General features: G+C 54.3%; 1 rRNA gene. It reads left to right on the forward strand.

Annotated features, from left to right (window positions below):
• Positions 1-420: ribosomal RNA gene (locus KFE26_RS23680) — 16S ribosomal RNA — on the forward strand; the annotation flags it as partial.

The raw sequence follows: 420 nt of genomic DNA on the forward strand, positions 1-420 counted from the left end.
GCAGTCGAGAATCATTCACAATGGGGGAAACCCTGATGGTGCGACGCCGCGTGGGGGAATGAAGGTCTTCGGATTGTAAACCCCTGTCATGTGGGAGCAAATTAAAAAGATAGTACCACAAGAGGAAGAGACGGCTAACTCTGTGCCAGCAGCCGCGGTAATACAGAGGTCTCAAGCGTTGTTCGGAATCACTGGGCGTAAAGCGTGCGTAGGCTGTTTCGTAAGTCGTGTGTGAAAGGCGCGGGCTCAACCCGCGGACGGCACATGATACTGCGAGACTAGAGTAATGGAGGGGGAACCGGAATTCTCGGTGTAGCAGTGAAATGCGTAGATATCGAGAGGAACACTCGTGGCGAAGGCGGGTACCTGGACATTAGCTGCCGGTTTGGCACGAAGGCTCGGGGAGCGAACGTCAATAGA

The sequence above is a fragment of the Shewanella sp. M16 genome (assembly GCF_018224605.1).
GTDB lineage: Bacteria > Pseudomonadota > Gammaproteobacteria > Enterobacterales > Shewanellaceae > Shewanella > Shewanella oncorhynchi.